The sequence below is a fragment of the Auraticoccus cholistanensis genome, from assembly GCF_009742705.1.
GTDB lineage: Bacteria > Actinomycetota > Actinomycetes > Propionibacteriales > Propionibacteriaceae > Auraticoccus > Auraticoccus cholistanensis.
The window spans coordinates 813,094-826,680 of the sequence record NZ_WPCU01000005.1; the positions used below are offsets into that span (position 1 = coordinate 813,094).

The following is a 13,587-nucleotide window of genomic DNA, read 5'->3' on the forward strand; positions in this document are numbered from 1 at the left end:
AGCAGCCACCCGCTGCTGACCTTCTTCCTGCTCGCCAACCTGCTCAGCTGGACCGCCTGGACCCCCTACGTCCTCTCCCGCAACGGCCTCGGCCTGTGGGACTACCGCTTCCCCGAGCTGCTGGGCAGCAGCCAGCTCACGGGCGTCCTCCCCGGCGCCTACCTGGGCCCGATCTTCTCCGCCTTCCTGGTCACCGCCCTCGCCGACGGCCGCCCGGGGCTGCGCCGCTGGGTCGGCCGGCTGCTGCGGTGGAAGGTGAGCTGGAAGTGGTACGCCGTCTCGCTGCTCGGCGTCCCGGCGGTGCTGCTGGTCACCGGCACCGTCTTCTCCGGCGGCCGGGTGGGCACCCCCTCGGTCGTGCTGCTCGCGGCCTACCTGCCGGGTCTGGTGCTGCAGATGGTGACCACCGGGCTGGCCGAGGAGCCGGGCTGGCGCGACTTCGCCCTGCCCCGGTTGCAGCGCCGCTTCGGCCCGCTGGGCGCGGCCATGGTGCTCGGCCCGCTGTGGTCGCTGTGGCACATGCCGCTGTTCCTGTCCGACTGGGGCGGCTGGCCGGACTGGCACTGGACGCAGCCGCTCGTCTTCACCGTCTTCTGCGTCAGCTTCAACGTGGTGATGTCCTACGTGTTCAACCGGACCGGGCAGAGCCTGCCGCTGTCGATGCTGCTGCACGTCAGCGTGAACAACTTCTCCTCGGTGCTGTGGACGGACCTGTTCCCGACGCTGGGCCCGGACGTGACGCTGGTGTCGCAGGCCACGGCGGCCGTGGTCGTCGCCTCGCTGGTGCTGGTGCTGACCCGTGGCCGGCTCGGGTACGTCGCCGAGGACGCGTGAGCACGGTGGTGCCGTCGCCCGGTAGCGTCGTGGCGTCCGTCGAGGGAGGTCGTCCGTGGTCCGCGCCGCTGGGAGCCACCCCGTGAGAACCCCCGCCGGCTCCCTCCCGCAGCGGCGAGACGTCCTCGTCGCGGGCGGGTGCTGGCTGGTGGTGCTCGGCGTGCTGGCGACCATGCCGCTGCTGGCCGCCACCGACAGCTCGCTGTCGGGCTTCACCCGGCCCGGCACGCCCGCCTGGTGGGCCTGCGCCGCCACCTTCACCGCGCAGGCCGTCGCGCTGGTCTGGGCCCGCCGGGCCCCCAGGGCGACGGTGCTGCTGGTGTCCGCGCTGCCGCTGCCGCTGGCCACCACGGGTCCCGGCGACGCCTTCAGCCTGTCCAGCGCCGCCGTGACCGTGGCGGTCCTGCTGACCGTCCTGCTGCTGCCGCTGCGGACCATGGCCCCGGCCCTGGTCGCCGCGGCGGTGCTGGTGGCCGCCGGCGAGGTGGTCCACGCCGTCTCGGTGGGGACGCCGGCCGCACCGGCCCTCGTGACCGGGGTGCTGCAGGCACTCGGTGCGGTCGGTGCGCCGCTGCTGCTGGCCACGGCGATCACCGGCCGCCGCGAGGCCCGGGTGGCCCGCGAGCACGAGCAGGGCGCGGTCGCCCGCGAGCAGGAGGCGCTCGTCCGCGCCGCGGTGGCCGACGAACGGACGGCGATGGCCCGCGAGCTGCACGACATCGCCGCGCACCACATGTCCGGCATCGCGCTGATGGCCTCGGCCATCGAGCGCCAGATCGACACCGACCCCCAGACCGCCAAGCGGTCGGTGCGCCAGGTCCGCGCCCAGAGCACCGCGGTCCTGGAGGACCTGCGGCGGCTGGTGGGGCTGCTGCGCGACGAGACCGAGGCCACCCGGTCCGTCCTCACCCTCGAGGCCGTCGCCGAGCTCGTGGAGCAGCGGCGGGCGGCCGGCGCGACCGTCGAGCTGCGGGTGCTGCGCGCCGCGGACGGTGGGCGGCTGGGCGCCGGCACCGGCCCGCTGGCCCAGCTCGCGCTGTACCGGATCGTGCAGGAGGCCCTGGCCAACGCGGCCCGCCACGCGCCCGGCACCGGTGTGGTGGTCGAGGTGGACGACCGCTCCGCGCAGATGCTGACGCTGTCGGTCACCAACGGCGCCGGTGGGCACGTCACCCACGGCGGCCGCGGGTTCGGTCTGGTCGGGATGCGGGAGCGGGCCGAGCTGGTGGGCGCCACCCTGCACCACGGGCCCACGCCCGACGGCGGCTGGTCGGTCCGGGTCGTGCTCCCCCGCGACGCCGACCACCACGACCCCGGTCCCGGACAGGAGGAGACCACGTGATCCGCGTGCTGATCGCCGACGACCAGTCGCTGGTCCGCGAGGGCCTGTCGGCGCTGCTCGGCGCCGAGGACGACCTCGAGGTGGTGGGCACCGCCGCCGACGGGCCGTCGGCGTTGGCGATGGCCCGGGAGCTGCGGCCGGACGTCGCCTGCCTCGACATCCGGATGCCCGGGATGGACGGCATCGCGGTGACCCGCGAGCTGTGCGGCCCCGGCGTCGAGCGCCCGGTCCCGGTGCTGGTCCTCACCACCTTCGACCTCGACGACTACGTCTTCGGCGCCCTGGAGGCCGGCGCCAGCGGGTTCCTGCTCAAGGACGCCGACCCGCAGACCATCGCCCGGGCGGTGCGCCAGGTGGCGGCGGGGCACGGCACCATCGACCAGAGCCTCACCCGGCGGGTGCTGCGCGAGTTCGTGCACCGCCGCCGGCTCCAGCCGGTCACCGTGCAGGGCGGCGAGGACGTGCTGACCCCGCGGGAGCGGGAGATCCTGGTGCTGCTGGCGCAGGGCATGTCCAACGACGACATCGCCCGGGAGCTGTTCGTCGAGGTCTCCACCGTCAAGTCCCACCTGGCGCGGATGCTGCCCAAGCTCGGCGTGCGCTCCCGCCTGCAGGCGGTGGTGTGGGCCTACCAGAACGGCGTGGTGACGGTCCCCGAGCGCTGAGCGTCGGCACCCGCCGCAGCCGGTCGGGCCCCGCCGGTGTGACGCAGCCCCCGGGCGCCGTGCGGTGCGTCGGCGCCGGAACTGTCGGAGGGCCTTGGCAGGATCGTCGGCATGGACTCCACCGCCGTTCCCGCCCTGCTGGCCGGCCTGCTCGTCGGGCTCGTGCTCGGCCTCGCCGTCACCGCGGTGCTGGCCCGCAGCCGGCGCCAGGTGCAGGACGCCGAGGAGCGGGCCGACGGCGACCGCCAGCAGGCCGAGCTCGAGCGCGCCCGGGCCGACGCCGACCGCGCCAAGGGTGAGGCCGCGGTCGCCCGCGGCGAGGCCGCCGAGTCGCGCACCCAGCTGGCCGAGGTGCAGCAGCGGGCGGCCGAGGCGGTGGCCGAGGCCCACCGACGGGTCACCGAGGCGGTGACGGAGGCCAAGGAGGCGGTGGCCGAGCTGGCCGGGGTGCGCGCCGAGCTGTCGGGTGTGCGGGCCGAGCGTGACGCCGCCCTGCTGCGGGCCGAGGGCCTGGCCGCCGACCGCGAGGCGCTGAGCAACCAGTTCAAGGTGCTCTCGGCCGAGACGCTGCAGGCCCAGGGCGAGCAGGCCGACGCCCTGGCCGAGCAGCGGCTGCGGGCCACCGAGGCGCTGCTCGCGCCCGTCCGCGACGGTCTCAAGGCCGTCAACGACCGCCTCAGCGAGGTCGAGAAGGAGCGGGTCCGGCTCTCGACCGACCTGCGCGCCCAGGTGCAGGCCGTGCAGTCCACCGGTGAGAGCCTGCGGCGCGAGACCCACGCCCTCGCGCGTGCGCTGCGCAAGCCGCAGGTCCGCGGCGCCTGGGGCGAGATGCAGCTCAAGCGGGTGGCCGAGGTGGCCGGCATGGTCGAGCACTGCGACTTCGCCAGCCAGCAAACCACCACCGCCGACGACAAGCTGGTCCGTCCCGACATGCGCGTGGACCTCTCCGACGGCAAGTGCGTGTTCGTCGACTCGAAGGTGCCCCTGGCCGCGTTCATGGACGCCCACGAGACCGACGACGCCCGGGAGCGGGAGGAGGCGCTGCAGCGGTTCGCCCAGAACGTGCGCACCCACGTCGACCAGCTGTCGGCGAAGCGGTACTGGTCGGCCGAGGAGGGCACGCCCGAGTTCGTGGTGCTGTTCATGCCGAGCGAGGCGCTGGCGGCCGAGGCGTTCAGCGTGCTGCCCGACCTGCACGACTACGCCGCGGCCCGTGACGTGGTGCTGGCCACCCCCACCACGCTGATCGCCATGCTGCGGGCCGTCGCCTACGGCTGGAAGCAGGCGAAGCTGGCCGAGAGCGCGGCCGACGTGCTGCGGCTGGGCCGGGAGCTGCACAACCGGCTCGGCACCCTCGGCGGGCACTTCGACAAGGTGGGTCGCGGTCTGCAGTCGGCGGTGAAGGCCTACAACCAGACCCTGGGCACCCTGGAGACCCGGGTGATGGTCAGCGCCCGTCGGTTCCGCGACCTCAAGGTGACCGACGCCGAGCTGGACAGCTACACCCCGGTCGAGGAGCCCGTGCGCACCCTCGTCGACGCCGAGCTCGTCGAGGACGCGGCCCAGGTGGAGCCGATCATCGGCCGCAGCCGCCGGGCCGCGATCACCCCGGGCCGGGAGCACGAGGCCGTCTTCGACCGCGAGCCGACCCTGGACGAGGTCTTCGACGTCACCACCCCGGCCGAGGAGGACCGCCGCCGTCACGCCTGAGCCCGGCGGCGCGGTGCTAGCCCGCTACGTCCGCCGCGGCCGGCAGCTCGGCGCGGACGACCGCCCGGGCGGCGCGGACCGCCGTGCTGGTGGCGTCGTCGGCGCCCCGCAGCCGCATCGCGAGGTCGCCGCTGACGATGAGCAGCAGCTGCTCGGCCAGCGCTCCGGCCCGCGCCCCGACCAGCGGCTCCGCCAGCTCGGTGAGCCGGGTCCGCAGCCGTTCGGTGTCGCGCTGCACGACCACCGCCACCTCCTCGGGCGGGGTGCGGTACTCGGCGGTGGTGCCCAGGAAGGCGCACCAGCGCGAGGCGTCGGACCGGGCACGGAACGCGGCCAGGGCGGGGAACACCGCGAGCAGCCGGTCCTCGTCGGTGGTGGCGCGCGAGATCTCGCCCTCCCACAGCTCCACCCAGGTGGCCAGCCGGCGCTCGAGGGCCGCCGCGACCAGCGCCTCCTTGGTCGGGTAGGCGCGGTACATCGTGGCCGACGACACCCCGGCGTGCGCCAGCACGGCGTCGACCGGCGTGGCGGCGATGCCCTGGGTGAAGAAGAGCTCCTCGGCGGCGTCGAGGAGCCGCTGCCGGGTGGCAGGACGCAGACCCATGTCCGTCAGCCTAGACTTCCGAAAGTGAAACGCTCGTTGTCACTAGGTCCGCGCACGCTGGCGCTGGTGGTCGCCGCCACGTCCCTGGTCGCGGCGACCTACGGTCTGGTCCGGCTGGGCTACGGCCTCTTCGTGCCCGACGTCGGACGCGACCTGCAGCTGCAGGCCTCCACCGCGGGGGCGGTCACCGCCGGCGGGTCGCTCGCCTACTGCGCCGCTGCGGCCGTGGCCTTCCTCCGCGCCCGCCGGTTCCCCCGCTGGACCACCGCGGCCGCCGCGGGGACGGCGGCCCTCGGCGCGGCCGGCATGGCCGTGGCCGCGTCGCCCGCTCTGTTCGCGGCGGCGGCCGTCGTGGGCTCCGCCGGCGCTGGTCTCGCCTCACCGGCGCTGGTGCGGGTCGTGGCCCGCAACCTGCCCGCTCCGGCGGTCAGCCGCCACCAGAGCGTGGTCAACTCCGGCACCGGTCCCGGCCTGGTGGCCGCCAGCCTCGTCGCCCTGTCCCTGCTGCCCGAATGGCGGACCGCCTGGGGGGTCATCGCCGTGGTCACGGCGCTGGCCGGCGCTGCGGTGCTGCTGCTCGACCGGCCCGGCACCGACGAGGCGTCCGGCGAGACGTCGGACACCGGCCCCGGCAGCGGGTTCGCGCCACGCGCGTGGCTGGTCCCCGGCGCCGCCGCCCTGCTGCTGGGTGCCGCCACGGCGCCCGTCTGGACCTACGGCCGGACCCAGCTGCTGGAGGCCGGTGGCGCCTCGCCGACCGCCTCGGTCACCGCCTGGACCGCGCTGGGACTGGGCAGCGCGGCCACCGTGCTCACCGCGGGGGCGCTGGACCGGTGGACACCGGCGCACGCCTGGGCGCTCACCGCGGGGACCACGGCCGCCGCCACGGCCGCCCTCGGCTGGTGGCCGGACTCCCCGGTCGTGGCCCACCTGGTGTGCGGGCTCTTCGGCTGGGGCTACACCGCGGCGACCGCCGCGCTGATCGCCTGGGCCTCCCGCATCGACCCGCCTCAGGCGGCGGCGGGCACCGCCGCCCTGTTCGTGGCCCTGGTCGCCGGGCAGTCCGCGGGGTCCGCCGCGGCCGGCGCGCTGAGCTCCGCCCCCGGTCTGCCGACCACCCTGCTGCTGGGCGCCCTCACCTCCCTGGTGGCCGCGGCCGTGGCCTTCCTGCCCGCCCGCGCAGCGGCCGGCTCTCCCGCGGCCGGCCGGGTGGCCGAGCTCGACGACAGGTCGGCGTAGCGACGTCACTTCTGTGCCGTGGGCCGGTCTTCGGCACCCCACTGCTCCAGCAGCCGCAGCAGCGTCCGCGAGGTGGCGTCGGGCGCGTCCAGGGTGACGAGGTGGCCGGCGGCCGCGACGACCTGCTCGTCCACCCCCTCGGCCCGGGCCCAGCGCGGCATCGCGGAGGCGATGTTGCCGGTGCGGTCGCGGGCACCGCGCACCAGTGCCAGCGGCACCGGCGTGCGGTACCCCTCCTCGGGCTCGACCAGGGAGGCGGTGGCACGCCAGACGTCGAGGAAGCCGGCCTTGGGCATGGCGGCGAAGACCGAGCGGGCGTAGCCGATCCCCTCGGGCGTGACCGCCGAGGCTCGGGCCATCAGCTCCGGCAGCCGGGACGCCGGGACGAGCGCCAGCAGGGGCGCCGCCAGCCGGAGGCCGACCCGCTCCGCCGGCCGCAGCGGGCCGGTGTTCCACGTCGCGTCGACCACGACGAGACCGCGGACCCGTTCCGGGTGCCGGCGGACGAAGGCCTGCCCCAGGTTCCCGCCGAGCGAGTGCCCGACCAGCACCGGCGAGGTCAGCCCGGTCGCCTCGAGCAGGACGGCCAGGTCGTCGAGCGCGTCGGCGGCCCGGAACCGCACCCCCGGCTGCAGCCGTGACCGGCCGTGACCCCGCAGGTCCCAGACCACGGTGCGGTGACCCGCCCGGCTCAGGGCCTGCCGCTGCGGCTCCCACATCGCGTGGTCGACGCCGGCACCGTGGATCAGGACGACGCCCGCCCCGCCACCGCCCGCGTCGGCGTAGCGGAGGGTCGCCCCCGGGCGGCTGAGCACGGCCGGGAGGTCCACCATGGTGCGACGGTAGCGGGAGCGGGGTCGACCGGCACGTGCGACGTGGCGGCTAGCCCCGCCGGGCCAGCACCACCATCTCCCGGCCCGGCCGGTCGGGTGCGTCCCGGACCTCGGCCACCGTGAACCCGGCCGCGGCGAGGGAGGTCTCGAGCTCCTGACGCGTCCAGAACCGCAGCGTCGAGGTGGACACCGGCAGCGCCTCGTCGCGGTCGAGCAGCTCGGTGTGGGAGCGGAAGGTTACCAGCGGGCCGTCGACGGCGGTGACCTGCGACCAGGACGCCACCCGGCCGAACCCGGGGACGTCGACGACGACCCGGCTCTGCTCGGGATTCCACTCCCGCCAGCCCTCACGCTCCGGGATGCGCGACTCGAAGACGAACCAGCCGCCCGGACGCAGGGCGCCGTGCACGCCGACGAGCGTGGCCGCCCACTCCTCCCCGGTGAGGAAGACCTGCGCGACGTTGCCGGTCATCAGCGCGCAGTCCACCGACAGCGGCGGCAGCGACGTGGCCTCGCCGTGGAGCCAGCGGACCCGCTCGGCCCCGGGCTTGCCGCGGGCCACCTCCAGCGAGGCCGCCGCCGGGTCCACCCCCACCACGTCGACGCCGCGGGCGGCGAGCAGCACCGCGAGGCTGCCGGTGCCGCAGCCCACGTCGAGCACGCGCCGGGCGCCGAGCTCGGCGACCAGGTCGACGTAGACGTCCAGGTCGCTGCGGTCGGCGTCCAGCGGGTCGTAGAGGCGGGCCAGCACGGGGTGCTCGAAGAGGGCGTCCGGCATGCCCGCACGCTAGCCACCCCCCTCCTCCCCCGCACCGCAATTCCCGGACCCGGGACCCCCTCGGGGGCCGTCCCGGCGGAAAGTGGTCGGAGACGACGCCGGGAAGGACCTCAGGGGCCCTGCCGGACGGCGTTCGCGACCGCTTTCCGCCGAGGTGCGGCAGGACGGGAGGGGCGGGGGTGGGAAGGGGGTGGGGTCAGCTGTGGTCGAGGGCGCGGTGGCGCTGGTTCACGCCGGCGGTGCCGTAGGGGTAGTCCTCCAGCATGGGCGCGCTGACCTCGTCCAGGCGCTGCCGCTGCTCAGGCTCGAGCACCACGTCCACCGCTCCCAGGCACTGCTGCAGCTGCTCGGTGGTGCGGGCGCCGAGGATGACCGAGCTGACCGCCGGACGTCCGGCCAGCCAGGCCAGCGACACCTGCGCCGGGGACGCGCCGAGCTGGTCGGCGGTCTCGGTGACGGCGTCGAGCACCGCCCAGGTGCGCTCCTGGGCGTTGCGGGCCTCGTAGGCCTCCATGCCCCGGTTGGGGTTCTCCCCCCAGCCGGGTGGCGCCGCTGGGGGCGTTGTCGCGCTGGTACTTGCCGGTCAGCCAGCCGCCGGCCAGCGGCGACCACGGCAGCAGACCCATGCCCGCGTCCTGCACGGCCGGCACGATCTCGGCCTCGATCCCCCGCACCAGCAGGTTGTACTGGGGCTGCAGGGTGACCGGGACCGGCCAGCCGTGGTGCTCGGCGAGGGCGACGGTCTTGGTCAGCTGCCAGCCGGTGTAGTTCGACAGCCCCCAGTAGCGGACCTTGCCGGCGGCGACCGCGTCGTCGAAGAACGACACCGTCTCCTCCAGCGGCGTGTGGGCGTCCCAGGCGTGCACCTGGTAGAGGTCGATGGCCTCGACCTGCAGCCGGCGCAGCGAGGCGTCCAGCGCGCTGGCCAGGTGCTTGCGCGAGAGGCCGAGGCCGTTGGGGTGCCCGGCGGTGGGGAAACGTCCCTTGGTGGCCAGCACCACCTGGTCGCGGACGTCCGCGCCGCGGCTGGTGAGCCAGCGGCCGATGATGGACTCGGACTCGGTGCCGGCGTAGACGTCGGCGGTGTCGACGAGGTTGCCGCCGGCCGCCAGGAACAGGTCGAGCTGCTCGTGCGCGGTGGCCTCGTCCGACTCCGCGCCGAAGGTCATGGTGCCCAGCGCGTACGTCGAGACGGCGGTGCCGCTGCGGCCCAGGGTGCGGTACTCCATCGGTTCTCCTTCGAACGGGGATCAGGTCCTGCGGGACCAGCATCGCCCCCCGCCCGGAGACGGGCGCACCCGGGGTGGGTCAGTCGCCGGCGACGTCGCGGCGCAGGTCGCGACGCAGCTCCTTGGGCAGCGCGAACACCAGGTTCTCCTCGGTGAGCTTCTCCTCCACCGCAGCCGGGAAGCCGTGCTGCTGCAGCAGCTGCAGCACGCCCTCGACCAGGTCGTCGGGGACGGAGGCGCCGCTGGTCACCCCGACCTGACGCACCCCCTCAAGCCAGGACGGCTGCACCTCGCTGGCGTCGTCGACGCGGTAGGCCGCCGCCGCCCCCGCCTCGAGGGCCACCTCGACCAGCCGCACCGAGTTCGAGGAGTTGGCCGAGCCGACCACGATCACCAGGTCGGAGCCGGCCGCGATCTGCTTGATCGCCGCCTGCCGGTTGGAGGTGGCGTAGCAGATGTCGTCGCTGGGCGGGTCCATCAGCAGCGGGAACCGCTCGCGGAGCTTGTGCACCGTGGCCAGCGTCTCGTCCACGCTGAGCGTGGTCTGGCTCAGCCAGGCCAGCTTGGTCGGGTCCTTCACCTCGACCTGCTCGGCCTCCTCCGGCGACTGCACCAGGGTGATGTGCTCGGGCGCCTCGCCCGCGGTGCCCTCGACCTCCTCGTGGCCGGCGTGGCCGATGAGCAGGATCTCCATGTCCTGGCGGGCGAAGCGGCGGGCCTCGTTGTGCACCTTGGTGACCAGCGGGCAGGTGGCGTCGATGGTGCGCAGGTTCCGCTCGGCCGCCTGCGCGTGCACCATCGGGGACACGCCGTGGGCGGAGAAGACCACCATCGCCCCCTCGGGGACGCTGTCGAGCTCGTCGACGAAGACCGCCCCCTTGGCCTCCAGGCTCTGCACCACGTGCTTGTTGTGCACGATCTGCTTGCGCACGTACACCGGCGCGCCGTAGGACTCCAGGGCCCGCTCGACCGTCACCACCGCGCGGTCGACGCCGGCGCAGTAGCCACGGGGAGCGGCCAGCACCACCCGCCTGCCCGGGACGGGCCCCGCCTGGTCGGCTCCGCCCGGGCCGGGCGCCCCCTGCTCGGAACCGGGCGCGTCGGGCAGGGCCTGCTCGGGGGTGGCGGTCATGGCCCCGAGTCTACGTGCGCCCGGACGCCGCTCCGGCCGCTGCGCGCGCGGTGCTGTCGGTGGCGGCCACTACCCTCACCGGCATGGGTCTGGAGTCGTCACCGGAGCAGCCGCAGCCGCTGCGCGTGATCGCCCAGCAGGTGAAGGGCTGGGTCGAGCGGCTCGGCTGGGTCTGGGTCGAGGGCCAGCTCATCCAGGTCAACCGACGCGCCGGCAGCGCGACGGTCTTCCTCACCCTCCGCGACCGGCTGGCCGAGGTGTCGGCCAGCGTGACCACCGGCCCGCAGGTGCTGGACGCCGCCGGGCCGCTGACCGAGGGCGCGACGGTGGTGGCGCGGCTGCGGCCGTCCTACTACACCCCCAGCGGCCGGCTGTCCTACCTGTGCGACGAGATCCGCCCCGTCGGTGAGGGACGGCTGCTGGCCCAGCTCGAGCAGCGCAAGCGGATGCTGCAGGCCGAGGGCCTGTTCGACCGCAGCCGCAAGAAGCCGCTGCCGTTCCTGCCGCGGGTGGTCGGCCTGGTCACCGCCGCGCAGAGCGCCGCCGAGCGCGACGTCGTCGAGAACGCGCGGCGGCGCTGGCCCCAGGTGGTGTTCCGCACCCTGCACGCCCAGGTGCAGGGGGTGAACGCGGCGACGCAGGTGATGGAGGCGCTGGCCGTCCTCGACCGCGACCCCGACGTCGAGGTGATCGTGGTGGCCCGCGGCGGCGGCTCGGTGGAGGACCTGCTCGCCTTCTCCGACGAGGGCGTGGTGCGGGCCGCCGCGGCCTGCCGCACCCCCGTGGTCAGCGCCATCGGCCACGAGACCGACTCCCCCATCCTCGACCTGGTCGCCGACCACCGGGCCTCCACGCCCACCGACGCGGCCCGCAGCGTGGTCCCCGACGTGGCCGAGGAGCGCGAGCGCATCGCCTCCGCCCGCGAGCGGCTGCACCGGGCGCTGGAGTCACGGCTCGACCGCGAGCAGCACACCCTCGACGGGCTGCGCCGTCGCCCCGTGCTGATCGACCCGCTCGCCTCCTTCGAGATCCGCCACGAGCAGCTGGACTCGATGCGCACCCGCCTGGAGCGCGCGGTCGACCAGGTCCTGCAGCGGGAGCACACCCGGGTCGAGCACCTGCTCGCCCGCGCCCGCTCGCTGTCGCCGGTGGCCACCCTGGAGCGTGGCTACGCGGTGCTGGCCGACAGCTCCGGGCACACCGTCAGCTCGCTCGGACGCCTCGCCGAGGGCGACACCGTCCGGGCCTGGCTGCAGGACGGGACGGCGGACCTCACCGTCCGCGCCCTCCACCCCGACCAGCCCCACGACCCCCGAGAACCCCACGACCCCCGAGAACCCCACGACTCCCGAGAACCCGACGAGCCAGCCGGCAAGGAGACCCGATGACCCAGCCCCCGACCGACCCGACCGCCCCAGGGGCGAGCGCCGAGGAGCTCGCCGCCCTCGAGCAGCTCTCCTACGAGCAGGCCCGGGAGCAGCTGGCGGAGGTCGTGCGCGCCCTGGAGTCCGGTGGCAGCGGCCTGGCGGAGTCGCTCAGCCTCTGGCAGCGGGGCGAGAAGCTCGCCCAGGTGTGCCAGGCCCGGCTCGACGGCGCCCGGGCGCTGGTCGAGTCGGCCCGCGAGCGCGGCGCCGACCCGACCGCCAGCTAGCCGCCCGACAGGGTCGAGCTAGGGCACCGACAGGGTCAGGAGCCCTGGGTTCCGGTCGGGCGCTCCCCGTCCGGCGCGGTCATCGTGGGCTCGCTGTCCTGGTCGGGCTCGTCGAGGTCGACCTGCTCGCCTCCCTGCTCCTGGTCGTTCTCCATCAGCTTGTCGTGCTCGCTCGCGTCGCTGTCGCTCATGCCCGTCCCCTACCCGGCCACGGCCCGCGCAACCGCACCGGCGTTAATCGCTTGGCTCCTTGAAAGCGGCGCATAGAATGGCTGCCGTCCCATCCCCGAGCACGAGGTGTCACCGGCCAGTGAGGCTCTGAGGTCCGAGACCTGCGCGCGACCGTCGGTCGCGGGCGTCCGACGACCTCATCGAGCGGCTCACCCTCACCCTCGGCCCTCCCAGGTCCGCCAGCACCCGCGCTGCGCAGCGTCTCCACGCGTCCCCGAAAACCCTCGGACTCCTGGAGCACCCGTGCCTGCGATCACCACCTCCTCGCTCTCCTTCGCCTGGCCCGACGGCACCCCCGTGCTGGACGGTCTCGACCTGGTGGTCGGACCCGGCCGCCACGGCCTGGTCGGCCGCAACGGCGTCGGCAAGTCGACCCTGCTGCGCATCCTCGCCGGTGAGCTCACGCCCACCGCCGGGAGCGTCACCGCCCCCGGCGTGCGGATGCTGCGCCAGGACCCCGGGGCGGACCCGCGCTCCCGCGTCAGCGACGTGCTGGGCATCACCGCGGTGCTGGACGCGCTGCGGCGCATCGAGTCCGGCTCGGTCGACGGACGCGACTTCGACACCGTCGGCGACGACTGGGACGTCGCCGAGCGCGCCCGCGCCGAGCTGGACCGGCTCGGCCTGACCCACGTCGGCCTCGACCGCCCCGTCGGCAGCCTCTCCGGGGGCGAGCTCGAGCTGCTCCACCTCGGCGCCCTGCTGCTCTCGGGCACCCGCACGCTGCTGCTGGACGAGCCGACCAACAACCTCGACCGGGCGGGCCGGGACCGGCTCACCGACGTCGTCCGCGGCTGGCGCGGCACCCTGCTCGTGGTCAGCCACGACCGGCTGCTGCTGGAGGAGGTCGACGACATCGCCGAGCTGCACCGCACCGGTGCCGCCTCGGCCCGTGGTGTCGGCAGCTCGACGGTCTCCTGGTACGGCGGCGGCTGGTCGTCCTACCGCGCCGCGGTCGAGGCCGAGCAGCAGGCCGCCCGGGAGGCCGTCACCAGTGCCAGCAGCAGGCTGCGGGCCGAGCGCCGCGACCTCGTGCAGGCCCAGCAGACCCTGGCCCACCGCCAGCAGGTGGGGCGCAAGGCCGAGCGCGAGAAGCGGGTGCCCAAGATCGTCGCCGGCGGCCGCAAGCGGGCGGCGCAGGTCAGCGCGGGCAGGTACACCGCGGTGCACACCGAGCGGGTCGAGCAGGCGGCCGCCGCGCTGCAGAGCGCGGAGGAGCTGCTGCGCGAGGACCGCGACATCGTCATCGACCTGCCCGACACCGCCGTGCCGCCCCGGCGGCGGGTGCTGACGCTGGAGGGGGTGCGGCCCGTCCACGCCGGCTTCACCCTCGACCTCG

13 protein-coding genes and 2 pseudogenes are annotated in these 13,587 nt (G+C 75.2%); 8 read left to right on the top strand and 7 right to left on the bottom strand.

Features of this window, described 5'->3' with window-relative positions; translation table 11 throughout:
* From GC722_RS09650 to rmuC, 4 genes are all read left to right on the top strand, one after another.
* Positions 1–834 (top strand): CPBP family intramembrane glutamic endopeptidase (locus GC722_RS09650; protein WP_197429939.1); only part of this gene is annotated, 834 nt, incomplete at its 5' end.
* An 82-nt stretch (positions 835–916) separates the two neighbouring features.
* Complete coding sequence (locus tag GC722_RS19230; RefSeq protein ID WP_156609662.1) at positions 917–2,176, top strand: sensor histidine kinase; 1,260 nt, start codon at positions 917–919, stop codon at positions 2,174–2,176.
* Positions 2,173–2,841 (top strand): response regulator transcription factor, encoded by a 669-nt coding sequence (locus tag GC722_RS09660; RefSeq protein ID WP_331714619.1) that lies wholly within the window; start codon positions 2,173–2,175, stop codon positions 2,839–2,841. Before GC722_RS19230 ends, GC722_RS09660 begins: the two co-directional genes overlap by 4 nt.
* A gap of 111 nt (positions 2,842–2,952) precedes the next feature.
* Positions 2,953–4,551, top strand: a complete 1,599-nt coding sequence (gene rmuC, locus GC722_RS09665; protein ID WP_156609663.1) for a DNA recombination protein RmuC — start codon at positions 2,953–2,955, stop codon at positions 4,549–4,551.
* A 16-nt stretch (positions 4,552–4,567) separates the two neighbouring features.
* Here rmuC and GC722_RS09670 read toward each other — a convergent pair whose 3' ends face one another.
* Positions 4,568–5,155, bottom strand: a complete 588-nt coding sequence (locus GC722_RS09670) for a TetR/AcrR family transcriptional regulator (RefSeq protein WP_156609664.1) — start codon at positions 5,153–5,155, stop codon at positions 4,568–4,570.
* A 24-nt stretch (positions 5,156–5,179) separates the two neighbouring features.
* Here GC722_RS09670 and GC722_RS09675 point away from each other — a divergent pair, with 24 nt between their 5' ends.
* A complete protein-coding gene (locus GC722_RS09675) occupies positions 5,180–6,394 on the top strand; it encodes an MFS transporter (protein ID WP_197429940.1) in 1,215 nt (404 codons plus the stop codon).
* Positions 6,395–6,399: 5 nt separating this feature from the next.
* Here GC722_RS09675 and GC722_RS09680 read toward each other — a convergent pair whose 3' ends face one another.
* The 5 genes and pseudogenes from GC722_RS09680 to GC722_RS09695 all read right to left on the bottom strand — a co-directional run bounded on the left by GC722_RS09680 (position 6,400) and on the right by GC722_RS09695 (position 10,366).
* The gene (locus tag GC722_RS09680) at positions 6,400–7,227 is read right to left on the bottom strand and encodes an alpha/beta fold hydrolase (RefSeq protein ID WP_156609666.1); all 828 of its coding nucleotides are present in this window, start codon (positions 7,225–7,227) and stop codon (positions 6,400–6,402) included.
* A gap of 49 nt (positions 7,228–7,276) precedes the next feature.
* A complete protein-coding gene (locus tag GC722_RS09685; protein WP_156609667.1) occupies positions 7,277–8,005 on the bottom strand; it encodes a class I SAM-dependent DNA methyltransferase in 729 nt (242 codons plus the stop codon).
* A gap of 331 nt (positions 8,006–8,336) precedes the next feature.
* Positions 8,337–8,519 (bottom strand): annotated as a pseudogene (locus tag GC722_RS19235) (aldo/keto reductase); the annotation flags it as partial.
* A 97-nt stretch (positions 8,520–8,616) separates the two neighbouring features.
* Positions 8,617–9,234: pseudogene (locus GC722_RS18950) on the bottom strand (aldo/keto reductase); the annotation flags it as partial.
* A 79-nt stretch (positions 9,235–9,313) separates the two neighbouring features.
* Positions 9,314–10,366, bottom strand: coding sequence for a 4-hydroxy-3-methylbut-2-enyl diphosphate reductase (locus GC722_RS09695; protein ID WP_156609668.1), 1,053 nt, complete (start codon positions 10,364–10,366; stop codon positions 9,314–9,316).
* 83 nt (positions 10,367–10,449) lie between these two features.
* Between GC722_RS09695 and xseA the strand changes: the two genes are divergently transcribed.
* On the top strand, positions 10,450–11,754 hold the full coding sequence (xseA, locus tag GC722_RS09700) for an exodeoxyribonuclease VII large subunit (RefSeq protein ID WP_156609669.1): 1,305 nt from the start codon (positions 10,450–10,452) through the stop codon (positions 11,752–11,754).
* Positions 11,751–12,017: an exodeoxyribonuclease VII small subunit gene (locus GC722_RS09705; protein WP_156609670.1), complete on the top strand. Its 267-nt coding sequence runs from the start codon at positions 11,751–11,753 to the stop codon at positions 12,015–12,017. The genes xseA and GC722_RS09705 overlap by 4 nt, the downstream gene beginning before the upstream one ends.
* Positions 12,018–12,052: 35 nt before the next feature.
* On the opposite strand, the gene GC722_RS09710 is transcribed toward GC722_RS09705, so the two are convergent.
* Positions 12,053–12,208 (bottom strand): hypothetical protein, encoded by a 156-nt coding sequence (locus GC722_RS09710; RefSeq protein ID WP_156609671.1) that lies wholly within the window; start codon positions 12,206–12,208, stop codon positions 12,053–12,055.
* A gap of 283 nt (positions 12,209–12,491) precedes the next feature.
* Between GC722_RS09710 and GC722_RS17735 the strand changes: the two genes are divergently transcribed.
* A partial coding sequence (locus tag GC722_RS17735; protein ID WP_197429941.1) for an ATP-binding cassette domain-containing protein occupies positions 12,492–13,587 on the top strand: 1,096 nt, incomplete at its 3' end.

What these genes read in the sequence shown, in the direction of transcription:
- GC722_RS09685 (WP_156609667.1), bottom strand. Translation starts at nt 8,005, where the DNA reads ATGCCGGACGCCCTCTTCGAGCACCCCGTGCTGGCCCGCCTCTACGAC.
- GC722_RS09695 (WP_156609668.1), bottom strand. Translation starts at nt 10,366, where the DNA reads ATGACCGCCACCCCCGAGCAGGCCCTGCCCGACGCGCCCGGTTCCGAG.
- GC722_RS09680 (WP_156609666.1), bottom strand. Translation starts at nt 7,227, where the DNA reads ATGGTGGACCTCCCGGCCGTGCTCAGCCGCCCGGGGGCGACCCTCCGC.
- GC722_RS09705 (WP_156609670.1), top strand. Translation starts at nt 11,751, where the DNA reads ATGACCCAGCCCCCGACCGACCCGACCGCCCCAGGGGCGAGCGCCGAG.
- xseA (WP_156609669.1), top strand. Translation starts at nt 10,450, where the DNA reads ATGGGTCTGGAGTCGTCACCGGAGCAGCCGCAGCCGCTGCGCGTGATC.
- GC722_RS09710 (WP_156609671.1), bottom strand. Translation starts at nt 12,208, where the DNA reads ATGAGCGACAGCGACGCGAGCGAGCACGACAAGCTGATGGAGAACGAC.
- GC722_RS09670 (WP_156609664.1), bottom strand. Translation starts at nt 5,155, where the DNA reads ATGGGTCTGCGTCCTGCCACCCGGCAGCGGCTCCTCGACGCCGCCGAG.
- rmuC (WP_156609663.1), top strand. Translation starts at nt 2,953, where the DNA reads ATGGACTCCACCGCCGTTCCCGCCCTGCTGGCCGGCCTGCTCGTCGGG.